Annotated in this window: 14 protein-coding genes; 5 read left to right on the top strand and 9 right to left on the bottom strand. The window is 46.0% G+C overall.

Going from position 1 to position 18,620, the window contains the following annotated elements:
- The first annotated feature begins 399 nt into the window (after positions 1–399).
- The 4 genes from speF (at position 400) to pdxY (ending at position 5,229) form a co-directional block, all read left to right on the top strand.
- Positions 400–2,580: an ornithine decarboxylase SpeF gene (speF, locus tag OU793_RS01840; RefSeq protein ID WP_011106546.1), complete on the top strand. Its 2,181-nt coding sequence runs from the start codon at positions 400–402 to the stop codon at positions 2,578–2,580.
- Positions 2,581–2,611: 31 nt separating this feature from the next.
- Entirely contained in the window at positions 2,612–3,922 is a 1,311-nt protein-coding gene (potE, locus tag OU793_RS01835; RefSeq protein ID WP_005374814.1) for a putrescine-ornithine antiporter, read from the top strand.
- 147 nt (positions 3,923–4,069) lie between these two features.
- Positions 4,070–4,258, top strand: a complete 189-nt coding sequence (locus OU793_RS01830) for an AbrB/MazE/SpoVT family DNA-binding domain-containing protein (protein WP_005458312.1) — start codon at positions 4,070–4,072, stop codon at positions 4,256–4,258.
- A 101-nt stretch (positions 4,259–4,359) separates the two neighbouring features.
- Entirely contained in the window at positions 4,360–5,229 is an 870-nt protein-coding gene (pdxY, locus tag OU793_RS01825; protein ID WP_140103702.1) for a pyridoxal kinase PdxY, read from the top strand.
- 49 nt (positions 5,230–5,278) lie between these two features.
- Here the strand turns inward: pdxY and OU793_RS01820 are convergent, their stop codons facing one another.
- From OU793_RS01820 to malT, 9 genes are all read right to left on the bottom strand, one after another.
- Complete coding sequence (locus OU793_RS01820; protein ID WP_140103703.1) at positions 5,279–5,773, bottom strand: type IV pilin; 495 nt, start codon at positions 5,771–5,773, stop codon at positions 5,279–5,281.
- Positions 5,774–5,994: 221 nt separating this feature from the next.
- Positions 5,995–7,212 carry a serine/threonine transporter SstT gene (gene sstT, locus OU793_RS01815; RefSeq protein WP_005458382.1) on the bottom strand — a complete coding sequence of 406 codons (1,218 nt, stop codon included), beginning with the start codon at positions 7,210–7,212 and terminating at the stop codon, positions 5,995–5,997.
- A 355-nt stretch (positions 7,213–7,567) separates the two neighbouring features.
- Entirely contained in the window at positions 7,568–8,644 is a 1,077-nt protein-coding gene (gene rsgA / locus OU793_RS01810) for a ribosome small subunit-dependent GTPase A (RefSeq protein WP_274647719.1), read from the bottom strand.
- A 313-nt stretch (positions 8,645–8,957) separates the two neighbouring features.
- Positions 8,958–9,254, bottom strand: a complete 297-nt coding sequence (locus OU793_RS01805) for a glucose PTS transporter subunit EIIB (protein WP_005480175.1) — start codon at positions 9,252–9,254, stop codon at positions 8,958–8,960.
- A gap of 176 nt (positions 9,255–9,430) precedes the next feature.
- A complete protein-coding gene (locus tag OU793_RS01800; RefSeq protein WP_025506808.1) occupies positions 9,431–9,892 on the bottom strand; it encodes a copper chaperone PCu(A)C in 462 nt (153 codons plus the stop codon).
- Positions 9,882–10,496: an SCO family protein gene (locus tag OU793_RS01795; protein ID WP_140103704.1), complete on the bottom strand. Its 615-nt coding sequence runs from the start codon at positions 10,494–10,496 to the stop codon at positions 9,882–9,884. The genes OU793_RS01800 and OU793_RS01795 overlap by 11 nt, the downstream gene beginning before the upstream one ends.
- Positions 10,497–10,505: 9 nt before the next feature.
- Positions 10,506–10,931, bottom strand: a complete 426-nt coding sequence (locus OU793_RS01790) for a hypothetical protein (protein ID WP_015313652.1) — start codon at positions 10,929–10,931, stop codon at positions 10,506–10,508.
- Positions 10,932–11,176: 245 nt separating this feature from the next.
- Complete coding sequence (locus OU793_RS01785) at positions 11,177–12,094, bottom strand: DUF368 domain-containing protein (protein ID WP_005458367.1); 918 nt, start codon at positions 12,092–12,094, stop codon at positions 11,177–11,179.
- 591 nt (positions 12,095–12,685) lie between these two features.
- The gene (gene malT / locus OU793_RS01780; RefSeq protein ID WP_005480178.1) at positions 12,686–15,394 is read right to left on the bottom strand and encodes an HTH-type transcriptional regulator MalT; all 2,709 of its coding nucleotides are present in this window, start codon (positions 15,392–15,394) and stop codon (positions 12,686–12,688) included.
- 753 nt (positions 15,395–16,147) lie between these two features.
- On the opposite strand from malT, the gene OU793_RS01775 reads away from it, so the two are divergent.
- Positions 16,148–18,601, top strand: a complete 2,454-nt coding sequence (locus OU793_RS01775; protein ID WP_005458319.1) for a glycogen/starch/alpha-glucan phosphorylase — start codon at positions 16,148–16,150, stop codon at positions 18,599–18,601.
- Positions 18,602–18,620 lie beyond the last annotated feature (19 nt).

Below are 18,620 nucleotides of genomic sequence, written 5' to 3'. Positions count from 1 at the left end.
TTTACACCTAAAGTAAAAAGCCATCAATACATGTGTTGATGGCTTTTTTATTATGTGTTTAAATTTAGTTAAAATTAAAATATTTATTATCCCTAATAATATAGTCCTACTAATTATATAGTGATAGAAATCTCAAAAATTTATTTTCTTGATATTTTATTTCTAACAACAATGGCTGTGGTCACACAATTTTTAATTATTTTTCCTTTTAAGCTTGGTTTCAATATCATTGGGCTATCAATTGGAAAGTGATGAAGATCGCGAAATTTTATTTCGAGAAAATAAGACTTTTAAATATGAAAATTTAATCACGAAATTTGTTTTTTGAATTTTAAATATCGTTTTCGTTTGTAATATCTGTACCTGTCAATTTTAAAGAACAAAAAAGAGATATTCCAAATGAAACGTTTAATTATAGGTGTTAGTAATTACATGCCAGAAGACTTCAGCTTATTAGCTGAATCTTTAGATGAACAATTTAATCGTCATTTACAACCTTTAGAGCAAGTTGAATTAACCGACGTTGGTGCGGCTATTATTACTTCAGCAGACATTAAAGCAGGTCTGCATAAAATGATTTCTGAAACGGGTTACGGTATTCCAGTTTTCTTAGTAACGGATGAAAACCCAGTTTCGGCAGAAGATTACGTTTGGCTAACTGGCGTTATCGATTTAGAAAGACAATCTATTGAGTACTACTGTCGTCAAATCAACGAAGCAGTAACCAAGTACGAATGTCGTCTGCTTCCTCCTTTCTTCAAGCAATTAACGCACTATGTTGAGATGGGTAACTCAGCGTTTGACTGTCCGGGACACCAAGGTGGTCAGTTCTTCAAAAAACACCCAGCTGGTAAACAATTCTACGATTTCTTCGGCGAAAACCTGTTCCGTAGTGACTTGTGTAACGCGGACGTAGATTTAGGTGACTTGCTGATCCACGAAGGTTCTGCACACCAAGCGCAAGCGCACGCTGCCAAAGTATTTAACGCGGACAAAACTTACTTCGTACTCAACGGTACTTCTGCTTCAAACAAAGTGGTGTGTAACGCGCTAGTAACTGAAGGTGATTTGGTACTGTTCGACCGTAACAACCACAAATCGAACCACCACGGTGCGTTAATCCAAGCGGGTGGTATGCCAGTTTACTTAGAAACGGCGCGTAACCCTTGGGGCTTCATCGGTGGTATGGATGAGCACTGTTTCGATGAAGAATACATTCGTGCTCAAATCGCGAAAGTGGATCCAGAACGTGCACGCGATGAACGTCCTTTCCGTCTTGCTATTATCCAGCTTGGTACTTACGACGGTACTATCTATAACGCTCGCTACGTGATGGATAAGATCGGTCATCTTTGTGACTACATCCTGTTTGACTCTGCGTGGGTTGGTTATGAGCAGTTCATCCCTATGATGAAAGACTGTTCACCACTGCTGCTGGATTTGAAACCAGAAGACGCAGGTGTGATCGTGACTCAGTCTGTTCACAAACAACAAGCTGGCTTCTCTCAAACATCGCAAATCCACAAAAAAGACCGCCATATCAAAGGTCAAGCTCGTTACTGTAACCACAAACGCTTTAACAACGCGTTTATGATGCACGCATCGACTTCACCATTCTACGCACTGTTCTCTGCGCTTGATGTGAACGCGAAGATCCACGATGGCGAAGCAGGTCTGCGTTTATGGCGCGATGCGGTTAAGACTGGTATCGAAGCGCGTAAAGAAATCCTTAAGAGTTGTGAATTGATTCGTCCGTTCATTCCAGACGAAGTCGAAGGTCAACCTTGGGGCAGCTACGACACTGACGTGATCGCCACGAACAAGAAATTCTTCATGTTTGAGCCAAACGCAAGCTGGCACAAATTTGAAGGTTACGGTGAAGGTCAATACTTCGTTGACCCATGTAAATTGTTGCTAACTACTGCGGGTATTGCAGAAGACGGCAGCTACGCAGATTTCGGTATTCCTGCAACGCTATTGGCGAACTTCCTTCGTGAAAACGGCATCATCCCTGAGAAGTGTGACTTGAACTCCATCTTGTTCCTACTCACTCCTGCGGAAGATATGGGTAAGATCCGTCACCTTGTGGCTCAAATTAACCGATTCGAAAAATTCATCCGTGATGATGCGCCTCTAAGTATCGTACTTCCAAGCGTCTACGAAGCGAATAAAGAACGCTACCGTGGCTACACCATCCGTCAGCTATGTCAGGAAATGCATGACATGTACAAAGAGCTGAACGTGAAACAGCTACAAAAAGCGATGTTCCGCAGCGAGTACTTCCCACAAATGGTTCACAAACCAGACGTGGCGACACGCAAATACTTCCGTGGTGAATGCGATTACCTACCACTTAAAGAGGCCGTTGGTCGCGTAGCCGCTGAGGGTGCACTTCCTTACCCTCCAGGCATCATCTGTGTGATCACTGGTGAAATCTGGACCCCACACGTGGTGGATTACTTCCTATCTCTAGAAGAAGGCATTAACCGCTTCCCAGGCTTCGCGCCAGAAATTCAAGGTGTGTACCTTGAAGATGTTAACGGTCGCACTACCGCACATTGTTATGTCCTAAAAGATTAATCTACCCGTTCTTATTCGTGGAGAATAATTTATGAGTACTGAAACTAAAAAAATGTCGGTGGTGCAGTTAACCATTCTGACATTCATCAACATGGCCGGCTCCGGCATCATCATGCTGCCAAGTAAACTGGCGCAAGTGGGCACCATTTCTGTGTTGTCTTGGCTGATCACGGCGGCGGGCTCTTTGGCGTTGGCTTACGTGTTCGCAAAATGTGGTCGCTTTAGTAAACGTGACGGCGGTATGAACGGTTACGCGTCTTATGCATTCGGTAAATCGGGTGCATTTATGGCGGGCTGGACTTACGGTTTGTCACTCCTTATTGCGAACATTGCGATCGCGATTACTTGTGTGGGTTACGGCTCCGCATTCTTTGAAGTGACCCTATCTCCGGTCGAAACCTGTTTGTACACCATCGCCATTCTTTGGATTTGTACTTTCGCTAACTTCGGTGGCGCGAAAATCACAGGTCAAATTGGTACATTCACCGTGTGGGGTGTAATCCTACCAGTGTGTTCATTGGGTATTGTTGGTTGGTTCTGGTTTAACCCAACCATGTACATTGAAGCTTGGAACCCACACAGCTTGCCATTTGGTGAGGCAGTGAGCGCTTCTATTGCGATGACGCTATGGGCATTCCTTGGTCTTGAATCAGCTTGTGCGAACTCTGAAGCGGTAGAAAACCCAGAGAAGAACGTACCAATCGCAGTACTGGGCGGTACACTAATCGCGGCTGTGGTTTACATTGTATCGACAAACATCTGTTCTGGTATCGTTGCAAACTCTGAGCTTGCTGCATCTACAGCGCCATTCTCAACTGTATGGACAGTGATGTTAGGTTCAGCCGCTGGTAAAGTGGTTGCGGGTATGGCGGTATTGGCTTGTGCAGGCTCTCTATTGGGTTGGCAATTCACTATCGCGTCAGTGTTCAAATCGTCTTCTGATGCTGGCTTCTTCCCTAAATTGTTCTCTCAAGTGGACAAACGTGGTACGCCAATCAAAGGTATGATCGCGATTACTATCATCCAATCTGTATTGTCTCTAATGACGATTTCTCCAACGCTGAACGAGCAGTTCGAAGCGCTGGTTAACCTAGCGGTAGTAACAAACGTTATTCCTTACATTCTATGTATGGGCGCAATCTTCATCATGCAGCAAGTGGCGCACGTGCCGGAGCGCGAGATGAAAACCACCAACGTTATCGCTCTGATTGGCTCTCTGTACAGTTTCTACGCGCTTTACGGCTCCGGCTACGAAGCGATGATGTGGGGCTCTATCGTAACCTTCCTAGGCTGGAGTGCTTACGGTCTGATTGCTGCGAAGCATGAGCCTTTAGCAAATTAAAAAATAATACTGAAAGAGCCTTCCCAAACGCGGTGTGGAAGGCTCTTTGTTTTTAGGCATTTACGCCAAATCTAAGTCAGCTCAATGTATTTGAGGCTAGACATCCAATGACGTGAAAACTCATTTTCGACATTTGGAGGACGAAAGATGATAAGTCAACCTGTTAAAATCGGTGACGATACCGCCGTAGTCATTCCAAGCGCAATCCTGGCTCAGCTCGGGATAAGGGAAGGAGATACCCTAGAAATCGCACTGAATAAAGACAAAATGGAAATTAAGAAGATGGTGTTGAAAACCAGCACTCCAACTTACTCTGAAGATATTGAGGAGAATTGAGTTAGAGAATCTTGGTTTGTCGGATACACTACTGGTTTCGCAAAACTAGCGCTTGCCGCTGTCTTTGAACTATCGATAACAACAATAAGAGGTAAGGTACTATGCAAGGTATCCTCTCTATACAATCTCATGTTTCTTTTGGTCATGCTGGTAACAGCAGTGCCGTTTTCCCAATGCAACGCATGGGTTTCGAAGTATGGCCGATTCATACCGTTCAATTTTCTAACCACACGCAGTATCAAGAAGGCTGGACTGGGCGAGCGTTTGCGGCTGAAGACATCAGCGAGTTAGTTCGTGGTCTTGGAAACATCGGTGCATTGGAAAAATGCCAAGCGGTGTTGACCGGCTACCAAGGCAGCGCAGAGCAGTGCCTTGCTGTTGAAGATACCGTGACGAAAGTGAAACAAGCGAATCCGAACGCACTTTATGTTTGCGACCCTGTGATGGGCGCGCCAGACAAAGGCTGCATTGTGGCTCCGGGTATTGCTGAAAATCTTCTGACTCGTTTGATGCCAATGGCGGACGTGATCGTTCCGAACCAATTCGAGCTAAGTCAATTTGCTGAGATGGAAATCCACTCACTAGACGATGCGATCACCGCATGCCAACGTGCGCTAGCGAAAGGTCCAAAAGTTGTGCTAGTTAAGCACCTTTACTGCCTAGAAAATGGCAGCTTTAACATGCTACTGGCTACGCCAGAAGGCGTTTACCTTGCGAAGCGTCCTCAATTTGAGTTTGCTAAACAACCTGTTGGCGTGGGTGACCTTATCTCAGCGATCTTCACTTCAGGATTGCTGAAAGGTTGGTCTCCTAAACAAGCTTTCCAACATTGTCACGACGCGTGTTACGGAGTGTTAAGCGCCACTTACCATGCAGGCGAATGGGAACTGCAAACCATCGCAGCGCAGCAAGAGTTTGTTGAACCAAGCAAACACTTCCCAATTGAAGAAGTGGAACTAGAAATGGCGTAACGCTATTTTCGAACACAAAAAAGGAGCCCGGCGGCTCCTTTTTTGATCGCTAACATTGGGACGTATCGACTTTAAAACTGTGTCCGTCTTTTCCTGCGCCTTCCAATCGGTAATAGGCGTAGCATTTGCTTTGCATCAAAGCTTCTGGCGAGTCACTAGGGCCGTAGCCGACTATCGAATAAGTGTTGTTTTCAATGAACACCAAGTTCGCTTGCTTCATTTCGTCTGAGATCGTCATGTTGTCAAAAAAGCCAAGGTGTTCGCCACATTCGCTTTGCGTTTCTGGGTAGCCGTTGTAAAACTCTTGATAGCCCACAGCCGTCAGGACACATTGGTTTGCGCCATTCTCTTGGTTGAACGCTTTCGCATTGGCGTTGAGAATGGAGACGTAGTACTGCATGTCGGCAAACAAAACTTGAATGGCAGCAGAGCGGGCGTCGGACGTGCGCTGGTTCGAATGGTGGAGTGCATAAGCAGAGATTCCGCCTAGTAAAACAGCAGCGAACAACCACTCTTTCAATGAGAAACTAGACAACCATCTCATTCGTTTACCCTCAAATTAAATCGACCATTCATACAATGGGGCGGCATTCTACGCATCGAATCTTGAAAATTTAAGGGTAAATCCCATGTTTCAGAAAAAACTGACAGAAAGTTTATTGGTGATCAACGAGTGATACCGAATGCATATTCTGTCGACAATAAATTATCGACAACGAAAAAGGGGAGCCAACAGGCTCCCCTTTCTATTATTCAATGTTTATCTTACTGGCTTTTTTGCTGTTCTGAACGGCAAACAGCAGCGGTAAAGATAACGTCTGTTGAACTGTTTAGTGCTGTTTCAGCAGAGTCTTGAATCACACCGATGATAAAACCAACCGCTACCACCTGCATTGCTACGTCGTTTGAGATGCCAAACAAACCACACGCTAGAGGGATAAGCAGTAGAGAACCGCCCGCAACACCAGAAGCACCACATGCAGAAACCGCCGCGACAACACTTAGAAGTAGCGCTGTCATTAGGTCAACTTCAATACCCATTGTGTGCACTGCAGCCAGCGTTAGCGTTGTGATAGTGATTGCTGCACCAGCCATGTTGATGGTTGCACCCAGAGGGATAGATACTGAGTAAGTGTCTTCGTCTAGGTCTAGCTTCTCACATAGCGCCATGTTTACTGGGATGTTCGCTGCACTTGAGCGAGTGAAGAACGCTGTTACGCCACTTTCACGTAGACATTGGAATACCAATGGGTACGGGTTTTGTTTGGTTTTGAAGAATACGATCGCTGGGTTTACTACTAGCGCGATAATCATCATTGCGCCAAGTAGAACCGCAAGAAGGTGAGCGTAGCTTGCTAGCGCGCTGAAACCCGTTGTCGCGAAAGTTGAAGCAACCAGACCAAAGATACCAAATGGTGCAAGACGGATGATGAAGCGAACAATGTGAGAAACACTGTGGCTTAGGTCTTCAAATACCGCTTTCGTTGTTGCTGATGCGTGGTGAAGTGCAAGGCCAAGACCCACACCCCAAGCAAGAATACCGATGTAGTTCGCTTCTACTAGTGCGTTTACTGGGTTATCAACCAGTTTAAACAGCAATGTTCGTAGGATTTCTGCAATACCTTGAGGAGGAGTTGCACCTTCAGCGCCGGTTACAAGCGTTAGATGGGTCGGGAAAAGGAAGCTTAGAACCACGGCTGCAAGCGCTGCGAAGAACGTACCCATTAGGTACAAAACAACGATTGGGCGCATGTAAGTGTGTTGGTTTTTCTTTTGGTTCGCGATTGAAGCGGCAACCAAAATAAACACTAGGATTGGTGCGATGGCTTTAAGAGCGCCTACAAAAAGGCTACCAATCAGTCCAACGCTTTCAGCATGGCTTGGTGAAACTGTTGCGAGCAAAATACCAAAGACAATACCGACAAGGATCTGGAGAACGAGGTTACCGCGAGCATATCGGGCAACGAGGCTGTTGTGTTGCATACGTCATTCCTGCAATTTTATGTCAGAGCGGCAGGGCAATAGCCAAACATTACACGGCGATAATGCCCTTGATGAACAAGGAATGAGCATTGCTTCTGTGCGCTAAGAACATGATTATCAATTATCCTGTTTTTATAAATTCAGCCATTTTCTTGCTGAATATCACATATCTTAGCTTGGTAATATTTTGTGTCTAGTTTTAGTTTGTTTTTGGATTAAATGTTTGCTCGATGTTATCTAAACGAGATTTTTATGTTGAAAAATCTCGTTGGTTATGAGTAATGATTTTTAATAAAGTTATTAAAAAGGAGACGAAAGTCTCCTTTGAATTTATTGACAACTCAAATCTAACAACTCAGTAACTTTGCTGACGTTTGCGTTTATCACTCATCACATTGCGAGTGAGTTTGCCAAATTGTCGGCTCTGAGCTCGTTGCTCTGCTAAGGTCGCGCCATTAAAGGCTTGTTCTCGCAGCAGCTTTTGATAATTGTTGAAACGGCGAATTTCAAGAGAGCCATTTTCAATGGCCGCTTGAACGGCGCAACCTGGCTCGGTTTGGTGTTTACAGTCACCAAATCGACAATGCTCGGCAAGCGCTTCAACGTCAGCAAAGGCTTCGCTGACACCAGCTTCGCAATCGACGAGTTGGATTTCTCGCATTCCTGGAGTATCGATCAAAATCCCGCCCGCAGGTAATAGGTGAATCGAGCGCGAGGTCGTTGTATGGCGTCCTTTGCTGTCGTCTTCACGGATATGCCCTGTCGATTGTTCTTGTTGACCAAGTAACGCGTTGACCAGCGTTGACTTACCCACCCCTGATGAACCGATAAAAGCAACGGTTTGCCCTTCATTACACCAGCTCATGAGCTTAGAAGTACTTTCTGCATCTAAGCCGTTGACCGTCTCAATGACTAGCAGAGGGTCTAGCTTCTGTACTTGGCTTTTGAGTTCATCGACGTCGTCGCACAAATCGGCTTTGGAAAGCACGATAACGGGCTCGACGTCAGCTTCGTGAACTAAGGCTAAGTAACGTTCAATACGGCTTAAGTTGAAATCGTGATTGAGTGAGCAGACGATAAACACCGTATCGACATTGGCCGCGATGAGTTGCTCTGCCACTTTGCTGCCCGCCGCTTTACGGCTAAAGAGGCTCAAGCGATCCAGTAAGCGAACAAATTGCTGATCTTCATTTAAGATTACCCAGTCTCCGACGGTCATATTGGGCAGAGAGTGGTGGACATTTAGGTGAACTTGCCCTGTTTCTGTTGCCAATAAATAACCACTTCGGTGATGCGCGATCACGCGTGCAAAGATCGTATTGTCGTAGTCGTCTAGTGTCAGTTGTTGCTGAAAAAATGGTTTCCAACCCAATCGCTTTAATAGGTTTGAAGTAGAAATTAATGTGTCACAAAAAGTATGTGTTTGATTCATTGTTGAATTATCCCAGACGCAACAAAGCGCCTTAATACAAATCGCATTAGGGTCTAATTCGGATAGAGTTGACCCCGGTGAAGACCGGGCAGAGAAGGGGAGTTGTGGCTATGCCACAGAGTTGGTGCGGTTAGGTTTACCCTTGCGATGCCCAGTTAGTGCTATTCAATACAATCATCATGTGTCCTCTTTGTTAGTTGATACGTTGGTGAGTTCATTCTTTGGTTAATGAAACGAGGAGAGTATAGCTGCCCTTTTTATTTGTGGGTAGCAAAATCACCGCTTAGTTTGCTAGGAGAGTTGCTACGAGCGCCTAGCTTGTCATTCGTTCTTCCATGATCTGCGAATACGTGTTGGCTTTCAAACCGTATATGATTTGGATATGACGTTCATCCAACACAACAACACCATGAGCGCCATGTTTCTTTAAAGCCTCTTTATCTACGACAGCAGTAGAGCGCAGCGTGAGTCTTAGCCGCGTTGCACACGCCCCGGTTTCCACCACGTTATCGAGGCCACCAATTGCGGCAATAATGGTGTCCACGTCTTGCTCGACATTTGGATTGGTTTGAGTCAAAAAACTGAAAACGCGTTTGAGAGCTTGAAACATAAAGAGTTATCTCGGTAACAGGGTTAGATGCGGAAACAAGGAAACAGAGTTATAGCGAAGAGGGCGGTGTGTTGTATGGGGTATAAAGCACAGATTTACATTTTTAAATAAAATCGCCATTGCGCTGCGAGAGAGCGAATAAAACAAAGGCTCCTAATGAGGAGCCTAATTCGATTTTAGTGGGCTGTATGTTTCATCCCTGCCATCACTTTTTTCACTGGCGCGTTAAAGCTCTGCTTTTGGCCGTTATCGTAAGTCACGGTTACTTCGATTTCATCCCCTTCATTGAGCGGCGTTTTCAAATCAAACAGCATGATGTGTAAGCTGCCCGGTTTTAGCTCGGTGGTCTCTTTTGCGCCTAGCGTGATGCGGTCGATTTGGCGCATTTTCATCACGTCGCCGTCTTTAATGACATCGTGTAATTCGACTTTGCCCGCTGCTGGCGTTTCTGCGGCAACGATATTGATGTCGTCTTGGCTGCGGTTGGTAAAGGTTACGAAGACGGCGCTGGTGGTTGCACCCGGAGCCATAGCACGCGCATACGGTTCGTGCGCCATGACATCGAGCTTAGCCTGAGCTAAAGGGCTGAGCAGTAATGCCCCCAAAGCCAAGGTTTTAAACAGTTGATTAGCCTTCATTCGAGCCTTCCTTAGTGATGAGTTTTGAAATTGCTTCAACAATCGGCGCAGGCGTTAGCGTGTGTGGCACTTTGGTGATCAACGTGCCGTCCGGTTTGAGGAAGTAGAAGTAAGAGCTGTGGTCAAGGGTGTACTTCAGTTCCGAACCTTCTAATTCGGTTTTACGGAAAATAACGCCGTAGCGGTGAGCAAGTGGCGTCGTGATGTCCAACGGCGCAGATAGGCCTTCAATCATAGGATGGAAGTAGTGCGCATATTTTGCGGACGCGTCTGCTTCATCACGTTCTGGATCGAGAGAGATAAACATCGGGCGCAGCTGCGCTTTTTGCTCATCGCTGATTTGATTTAGTGCACCTGCCAGCATCGCGAGCGACGTTGGGCAGACATCAGGGCAACGAGTAAAACCGAAATACACGATACGAATACGAGGGTCGTTCACATCAAAGACGTTGACTGGTTGATTGTTTTCGCCAAACAACACGCTTTGTTCTGACGAGGCTGTTTCTGAAACGTCTGCGGGTTTATCTAGGCTATCTAAATAGGTTTTAGTACCGAAACCCAGTACGAATGCGACTACGAGAAAGAGAGACCAATTGCGGCTCATAATGATTCCTTATCTTTGCATTTTGATGGCGGGATAGATGGTGGATTGTCCGTCGGTCAGTTCTCCGACCCACGTCATCGATTCTTGAGTGCAAACGGGCAACACGACTTCGCCAGAGTATTTTCCAGGTGCTATTTTCTTGAGGAGAAACTTCGGCTCACCCATCTCCATTTCTCTTCCTGAAAGGCTCAGAACCAACTGCTCTGCGTCACTTTTGTTCCATTCGACATCGAATTTAGCAGGAATAAGGGGCTGAGCGTTATCGACATTGAGTGTCATGGTGACACCTTGTTGGACACATGCCGTTGTCGAGAGCAGGCAGTACTCATCAAGTGGTTTGACTGTCGAGGAAGAAGAGAAACTCTTGAGCAGCGTCGGGGCGTAGAATCCCGCAACGAGTGCGACCGCAATGGCGGCAATTTTTAACACTTTCATTAAGGTTCAGCATTTATCACTTAACATTAACCGCATCGTAGCACATATGTGTAACTCGCCAAGGCGTCTCCTCGACAATTTGTGCGTTATACCTAAATGATTTTGAGATGAATGAGTTAACGACTCATTGTGAGTCGGACTTGGGTTGAGAGCGTGTGCCGAACCACCGAATTGTCGGCTTTTTCTACGCCCTAAAAACAAAAACGGAGCCAATGGCTCCGTTTTCTATGAATGTGCTTCGCGGTTTATTTGTCAGAGTCTGCGAACTTTTCGAGACCTAAAACCAACGCAATAGCAGCCAGCATCATTACGACCGCAATCACTAGCTGCGATGGTTGAGAGGTAATGTGTTCAAATTCAAATGGAGATAAGTTGTGTTGTAGTAACGGTACTTGTTCGCCTTTCGAGTTCGTACGCCATGTTAAGGTTTCTTTCCAAGGCCAGATTTTAGGTAGTGTACCGATCATCAAACCAGTTAAGAACATCAGCGTGAAGTCGCGGAACTTGCGTAGTAACCACGAGAGCAGATGAGAGAAAGAAAGTAGGCCAATCACGCAGCCCGATAAAAACAGCGCCAACGTATCCACTTGGAAGCCTTTTACGGCCGCAAGTACCGGAGTATACATACCGATCAGTAGCAGGATGAAGCTGCCTGAGATACCAGGGAGGATCATCGCACAAATTGCGATCGCACCTGCAATCAGCGTATTAATAGCGGTAGGTTCAAGATGCAGTGGTTTCAGCACCGTAATGCTATACGCAAAGCCGACGCCCAGTAGAAGAGTCACGAAACGAATCGCATCGCGTTTCTCTACCTGACGGAGGATGTGATACACAGAGACCAAAATGAGGCCGAAGAAGAACGACCAAATAGGGATCGGATGAGTGTCTAGCAGCCATGTGATCAGCTTCGCTAAGGTTGCAATGCTCGACAAGATGCCAGCAAACAGAGCAATAAGGAAAAAGCCATTAATATGATTGAATGCGGCTTTAAAACCGTCTTTTCGCCAGATAGAGAAAAGAGACGGGTTAATACGACGAATGCTTTCAAGCAGTGTATCGTAAATGCCAGTTATGAATGCGATAGTACCGCCCGACACGCCAGGGACAACGTCGGCTGCACCCATGGCTATTCCTTTGAAGAAAGTAATTAGATAGTTCATTTCTTTAGTGCTAAGTCATGTAGTTGGCACAGAGTATACAAAGATTGTTGCGAAAAAAGTATGAAATAGTGTCGTAGTTAATATTTGAGTGGTTGCTTATGAAGCAATCCCAGAAAAAGGCGAGAACAGCGAACTTTCAACTCGTTAACATTTTATTTTCATTTACATTTTGACTAACTCAATTGTTAATAAATTACCTCAATTGCATTTTGAAATTGCACAATGCAATTAGATTTTGTTTTTTGCAAAAATTTATATAGGCAATATCAGTTTATATGAGATCTTGTGCCCAAAAATAAGGCTTTGAAAATTGGCATGATTAATGCGTAATACTTCTCGACCCTTCTTAAGCCGAGGGTCACCTAGCCAACTGACGTTGTTAGTGAATATAGATTGTTCACAATAAATATGAGCCAATCGCGATTATTGCGGTTGGCTATTTTTTTGCCTGTCGTATATGAACAACGTTACTTACGTGCTTTGCAAATTGCACTTCCCTCACTGGCGGCTTATAAAAAAAGGGCTGACGCATAACGCCAACCCATTTTTGTTTTCAATTAAAAGCCCATTTCTTTACTAAGGTTATTTGGTTTAGTAACCCATCAATTGCAGTAAATTCTCCGCAGTTACAATGGCTTCTTTACGATTCGCGATGTTGAGCTTTTGATACAAGTTGCGAATGTGGGTTTTGATTGTCGTACCTGCCACATCCAATTCTTGTGCGATTTGCTCGTTACTAAAGCCAGAATAAATCAAACCTAGAACCTGCCATTCGCGCTGTGTTAACGGGCTCGTGCGTACAAGCTCCGGCACATTCGGGTGATTTACCAACTTTTCAATAAAGTCTTCATCAAAGTGGATCGAGCGGCTGCGTTGATTCGATGAAATGTCTTTCATTAGCTGTTGAGCGCGGTGACGTTCTAGATCGCCCAGCTCATGACGCAGGCTGAGTTTCTCTAGCAGGCCACCAATCGTAGCGCCATCAATTAGGAAGTTTCCGACCATACCGGTTTGGTTCGTCATTACTAGCGCTTCTTTTAGCAGCGCTTTGGCTTGCTCTTCGTCTTTTTGGCGTGCGGCCAAGACGGCTTCAACAACGAGGTTGCGATTGGTATCGGTAATGAGGTTGGTACGGCGCGCTTCACTTTGCAGGAAGTTTAGCGCTTGGCGTGCTTCCTCATACTGACCCAAATTGATATGTGCACGCACTATATTGCGCCATTGCAGTTGCAAGAAGTGGTTACATGCCGATTCTGGACGAACCGCCGTGTTCAACCATTCTTGCATGGCTTCTGTATTGCCACGCGCTTGCCAGAATAAGATCAACGATAAAGAGGCGTTGGCGGTCCAATCTACGTGGTACGTAGACTGCTTCATTAAATGTTGAATGTGCTCGATGAATTTACCGGCTTTGTCTAGCTCGCCACGGCCAATCGCAATGCGCGCCAACATTGAGTAGCTATGTAAGTGCTTACTCGGCGAATGGTTTTCGAGAATTTGTAGGCCTCGGTATGCACACTCTTCGGCTTCATCTAGGCGGTTCCAGCACCATAAAACTTGTGCGCGGATACGCAATAAAAACTCGTGTAGAGGAACGTGCTGTAATTGCTGATCTTCAATCAGACGAAAGCCTGAATCTTGCAGCTCAAAGGCCGCTTGCACGTAACCTTGAGCAATCAATATTTCGCTTTGTTGTAAAATCGCCCACAGTGCTTGATGGTAAACCTGATACTGGCGCGCCAATTTTTCGGTTTGCTGCATCATCGGCAACGCGCGGTCGAGTTTACCCAGTACGTGGTTCACTTCGCCTACGACTGAGGTCGCGACAATTCGGCTACGGTAAATAGTGTTGTCTAGTTGGCTGAGAGCCAGCTCCGCAAGTTCAAGCGCTTTCTCGGGTTGGTTGCTGTTAATCGCGACCTGAGCAAGCAGCGCGTTGGCTTGGCCTTGGTAATGGATATCTAGCTCGATGTTGCGCTTTTTATGCTCTTCTTCGGCTTCTTCAAGCAATTGGCCAACTTGATTGTATCGGTGTTGGCTCTGCGCTAACCATGCACGTAACATCGTCAATTTAGGGTGGCTAAATAGCAGCTCTGCATCCAGCTTATTGATGGCATGCTCGAGTGTGCTTAATTCGCCTTGGTTGAACATCTTCCAACCGAATTCATTCAAAATCTCAACGACTAAGTCTTTATCGTTGGACTTTTGTGCGTGATGAATGGCTTGGTGTGGCGATTTTTGTTGCAACCAAGCGACCGCCGCATTGCGGTGAAGATCTTTTTCTTGTTGAGGAATACGTGCTTGACGCTCGTGAGACAAGAACTCGCCAAACAAGTTGTGGAAGCGGAACCAGTTATGCTCGCCTTCAAGTGGATAAATGAACAAGCCGTAACGGTTAAGCGATTCAATCAGACCCAGCGCGTCTTCGCGTTGAGTGAGGGCAAATACCAGTTCATCGTTAAAGTGATCCAGCACAGACACTTGCATCAAGAAGTGACGAGTTTCGTGATCGAGCAGGTCGAATACTTCTTCGACCAGATAATCCCACAAATGCGCGTGATTGAACTGCGATACCGACTCGACGGTTTGCGCCAATGTGCGGTTTTGATGTTGGGCTTGCAGCGCGATCAACTGCATGGCAGATGGCCAACCTTCCACGTAGGTTCTTAGGCTGTTCGCCATGTCTTCATCAATGCCATCGGCAATGCGTTGGTTAAAGAAGCGGGTGGTTTCTTCAGTATCAAACGCCAACATTTCGTTGCCGATTTCGATCATTAAATCGCGCACACGCAAGTTAGCCGTGCCCAGAGGTGGCGCTGCACGGCTGGTGACGACAACCGTTAAGTTGTCTGGCATGTGCTTGAGGAAGAAACGCATGGATTCATGAATTTCATCGTTGGTGATCAAGTGGTAGTCGTCGAGAACCACGTAGCATTCTTGATGAAAATCTGCCATTTCGGCAAATACTTCGCTGAACAGGGAGCGTAAAGAGGAAATCTGGCGCTTTTCGGCCAGCTTTTGCGCATTCGAGCAGCTGAAATTGGTCGCTTTGTTCAGCGCTTGGAGTAAATAGTTGACGAAACGAAAGCCATCATTGTCACTGTCGTCAATGCTGTACCAACCGACGTTTGGCTTATCGGATAGCCACTGAGCGGCCATCGTTGTTTTTCCGTAACCTGCTGGAGAACGGAACAAAACCAATTTGTAGTAAGGCGCTTGTTGTAGTAAGTCCAACACTCGTGGGCGCACAATGGCATTGTGTAGTCGGCCGGGACGAGTAAGTTTAGATGGAATCCACATTAGTAATTATGTCCTTATTTATGATACCCAAGTGACTTCAACGCACTGTTTTTAACAAGAGACCCTCTCGAAGTCTTCCTCTCGTCCAGCGACACCGTTAAACAACCATCAATGTTTCGGCGATTAAGCGTGATTTTCACTTTGCACTGCCCTGTTTTGGGTTTGGCAATATCCACACAAAATGCCATCTCCCGAGGTCACTTAGGTATAAAAGCTAGCAAAACTAGAAATGACTCACACCGCATAATTCTAGCTTGTATAAAAATTGCTCAATCTTGTAAGCCGAGAGGGATGGTACGACATCAGAAATGCTCGTTACTTTGATCCACTTCCTAATTCTCAAGAGTTGATGGATTTGGCATCAACTACGCCCTTGTTTTGTGATTTTTGTCACTTAAATGTCTTTGGTGTTGGTGCTATTAAGATTGTGTTGCACATCTCTTGCGAAAAATTTCTCGATGTTAACGAAGCTAATGTGATCGGTAAGACACTTTTTGCATGATAGGTGAAAAGGGCAATAAAAAGCGTCATGAACAATCTTTAACCTTTCTCATATTTGGTTGTGATCAAAATCACTAAGAATAGGAGCCAAGGACGTCGTGTTGAGATTTGGATCACTAACTTCCTTATGGTCCCCCCTCTACGCCCTCACCCCTCCTCCTGCAAAGGAGGAGAATTAGGAGGATGTTTATTCACAGAGGTAAATGCACGATGTATGGCAGATGAATTACTAAAAGACGTGAGAATTTCGTAATGAAACCTACTCAACAGAAACAATTTGACAAGAAGTCCTTCCAAGACAGCGTTAAGAAACACCTTTCAGTAACTTACGCTCACACGGTTGAAAATGCAGACAGCCGCGCATGGTACCTAGCAATGGGTCGCGCACTGGCTGAGTTCACTACTTTTGATTTGCTTGCTACTGAAACCGATCCTCGCATCCAACAAGCGAAGAGCGTTAACTACCTTTCACTAGAATTCCTTATTGGCCGTTTAACGGGCAACAACTTAATCAGCATGGGTCTGTACGAACAAGTAACAGAAGCAATGGCTGAATTAGGTCATAACTTAACTGACCTTCTAGAAGAAGAGCGCGATCCGTCACTTGGTAACGGTGGTCTTGGTCGTCTGGCTGCATGTTTCATGGATTCATGTGCTGCTCAAGAGTTCCCAACAGTGGGCTACGGCCTTCACTACGAATACGGCCTGTTTAAGCAGTCGTTCAAAGACGGTCGCCAACAAGAAGCACCAGACGCATGGCGTGGTGTGGAAGGCTACCCTTGGGAAGTGGCTCGTCCTGAGCTGGCGCAAGAAATCGGTTTTTACGGTCACGTTGAAGTTGTTAATGTAGACGGTAAAGAAGTTCGCAAATGGGTTCCTGGCATGTCTGTAAAAGCAATGCCTTGGGATCTGCCTATCGTAGGTTACGAATCAGATACTGTTTACCCGCTACGTCTTTGGGAATGTCAGGCGATTGCACCATTCTCACTAGCAAGCTTTAACAACGGTGATTACTTCGAAGCGCAACACGCACTGATCGACGCAGGTAACATCACTAAAGTGCTTTACCCGAACGACAACCACGAGAAAGGTAAAACACTGCGTCTGATGCAGCAGTACTTCCACTCAGCAGCGTCTGTACGCGACATCCTACGTCGCCACGAAGCAGCAGGCTACTCGCTAGCGGATCTACCTAAGCAAGAGACTATCCAGCTTAACGATACGCACCCAACGATTGCGATTCCTGAACTAATGCGCATCCTGATGGACGAAAAAGGTCTAACTTGGGAAGCGGCTTGGGAAATCAGCTCTAAGACATTCGCGTACACCAACCATACGCTACTTCCTGAAGCACTAGAGACATGGCCAGAGTCGCTAATCCAGCACCTACTACCACGTCATATGGAGATCATTTACGAGATCAACCACCGCTTCCTACAAGACGTACGTGCAATGTGGCCGGGCGATGTTGCGAAACAACAGAAGCTTTCTATCATCGAAGAAGGTTTCCACCGCATGGTTCGCATGGCAAACCTATGTGTAATCGGCTCTTACGCAGTAAACGGCGTGGCGGCACTTCACTCTGAGTTGGTTAAGAAAGACCTATTCCCAGAGTTCCATGAAATGTACCCGACACGTCTACACAACGTAACGAACGGTATTACGCCACGTCGTTGGTTGAAATTCTGTAACCCAGGTCTGTCTCAGCTTATCACTGAGAAAGTAGGCGCAGAATGGCCAGCGAAACTTGAGCAGCTAGAAGGCATTGCTAAGTACGCGACTGACGCGAAATTCCAAAAAGAATTCATGGCAGTGAAGAAAGAGAACAAAGAGCGCCTAGCAAACTGGGTGAAAGAGCACATGGGTATCGAGCTCGATACTAATGCTATCTTCGATGTTCAAATCAAGCGTCTGCACGAGTACAAACGTCAGCACCTAGATTTGCTACACGTACTGTCTTTGTACCACCGTATTCTTAACGAACCAGGTTTTGAGTGCACGCCACGCGTAGTGTTCTTCGCAGCGAAAGCCGCACCGGGTTACCACCTAGCGAAAGAAATCATCTTCGCAATCAACAAGATTGCAGACAAGGTGAACAACGACCCTCGCATCGGTAACAAGCTGAAAGTGGTATTCATTCCTGACTACCGCGTGAGCATGGCTGAAATCATCATCCCTGCGGCTGACGTTTCTCAACAAATCTCGTTAGCGGGTAAAGAAGCATCAGGTACGGGTAACATGAAGATGGCGCTAAATGGTGCCCTAACTATCGGTACGATGGATGGTGCGAACGTTGAAATTCGTGAAGAAGTGGGCGATGAAAACATCTACATCTTCGGTCTAGACGTTGAAGGTGTGAAAGCACTGAAAGCTCAAGGTTATAACCCATTTGACTACTACAACGCGGATCACCTACTCAAAGCGTCCATGGACCTACTACTGGGTGAAGAATTCACTCCAGGTCAACCGGGCCTACTACGTGCAACGTACGATAGCCTACTGGATGGCGGTGACCCATACCTATGTCTTGCGGACTTCGCATCGTATGTGAAAGCGCACGAAGAGATGGGCAAACAATATAAAGACCAAGCTGGCTGGGCGAAGAAAGCCATTCTTAATACCGCCCTCGTTGGTAAGTTCACCTCAGACCGCTCAATTCGCGACTACGTGAACAATATCTGGAAACTAGAAGCGGTTCACCGTTAATAGAACAGAGTTAAGACCA

The sequence above is a fragment of the Vibrio sp. VP6 genome, from assembly GCF_028823755.1.
GTDB classification, from domain to species: Bacteria; Pseudomonadota; Gammaproteobacteria; order Enterobacterales; family Vibrionaceae; genus Vibrio; species Vibrio parahaemolyticus.
Note: the sequence above shows the minus strand (reverse complement) of the source record. Positions and strands in the feature narration are given on the sequence as shown.

Coding starts and splice junctions, on each gene's coding strand:
- OU793_RS01775 (WP_005458319.1), top strand. CDS start 16,148: ATGAAACCTACTCAACAGAAACAATTTGACAAGAAGTCCTTCCAAGAC.
- potE (WP_005374814.1), top strand. CDS start 2,612: ATGAGTACTGAAACTAAAAAAATGTCGGTGGTGCAGTTAACCATTCTG.
- OU793_RS01795 (WP_140103704.1), bottom strand. CDS start 10,496: ATGAGCCGCAATTGGTCTCTCTTTCTCGTAGTCGCATTCGTACTGGGT.
- OU793_RS01800 (WP_025506808.1), bottom strand. CDS start 9,892: ATGAAGGCTAATCAACTGTTTAAAACCTTGGCTTTGGGGGCATTACTG.
- OU793_RS01785 (WP_005458367.1), bottom strand. CDS start 12,094: ATGAACTATCTAATTACTTTCTTCAAAGGAATAGCCATGGGTGCAGCC.
- OU793_RS01790 (WP_015313652.1), bottom strand. CDS start 10,931: ATGAAAGTGTTAAAAATTGCCGCCATTGCGGTCGCACTCGTTGCGGGA.
- OU793_RS01820 (WP_140103703.1), bottom strand. CDS start 5,773: ATGAGATGGTTGTCTAGTTTCTCATTGAAAGAGTGGTTGTTCGCTGCT.
- rsgA (WP_274647719.1), bottom strand. CDS start 8,644: ATGAATCAAACACATACTTTTTGTGACACATTAATTTCTACTTCAAAC.
- malT (WP_005480178.1), bottom strand. CDS start 15,394: ATGTGGATTCCATCTAAACTTACTCGTCCCGGCCGACTACACAATGCC.
- OU793_RS01805 (WP_005480175.1), bottom strand. CDS start 9,254: ATGTTTCAAGCTCTCAAACGCGTTTTCAGTTTTTTGACTCAAACCAAT.
- speF (WP_011106546.1), top strand. CDS start 400: ATGAAACGTTTAATTATAGGTGTTAGTAATTACATGCCAGAAGACTTC.
- sstT (WP_005458382.1), bottom strand. CDS start 7,212: ATGCAACACAACAGCCTCGTTGCCCGATATGCTCGCGGTAACCTCGTT.
- OU793_RS01830 (WP_005458312.1), top strand. CDS start 4,070: ATGATAAGTCAACCTGTTAAAATCGGTGACGATACCGCCGTAGTCATT.
- pdxY (WP_140103702.1), top strand. CDS start 4,360: ATGCAAGGTATCCTCTCTATACAATCTCATGTTTCTTTTGGTCATGCT.